The organism is Gordonia sp. DT30, assembly GCF_049844915.1.
Taxonomy (GTDB): Bacteria; Actinomycetota; Actinomycetes; order Mycobacteriales; family Mycobacteriaceae; genus Gordonia.
In genome coordinates this window covers 1-317 of record NZ_JBNCLY010000098.1, presented here as the reverse complement: position 1 = coordinate 317, position 317 = coordinate 1, and the positions used below count along the sequence as shown (strand labels likewise).

The 317-nt window shown below is 53.0% G+C and carries 1 pseudogene; it reads left to right on the top strand.

The window, feature by feature from the left end:
* Window positions 1-58: 58 nt before the first annotated feature.
* A pseudogene (locus ACLQ3C_RS21595) lies at window positions 59-317 on the top strand (hypothetical protein); the annotation flags it as partial.

Genomic DNA, 317 nt, shown 5'->3' with positions numbered 1-317 from the left:
CTACCCTCAAACCCGCGGCTGCCGCGGGCATCTTTGTTGTCTTCACAAACCACAAATCATGCCCCGGCAGTCGCCCTTACCAGCGCAAACACGCCGCAGCACACCACAGACCGCGAACTACGGCTGTAGTACTAGGTCGGCTTTCCTTGGTGGAGAGTACGTAAACGACAGATCGATCAAACTGTCGAAGAGTGCCAGAAACGTTATCGATGATTATATTGAAGAGTTTAGGATAAATTATCCGGTTCCTTTGTGGTTGTTTGATGCGTTGGTGTTGGTGGTGGATCGGGAGCCGGTGCGGGGTGTGGTGCATGTGG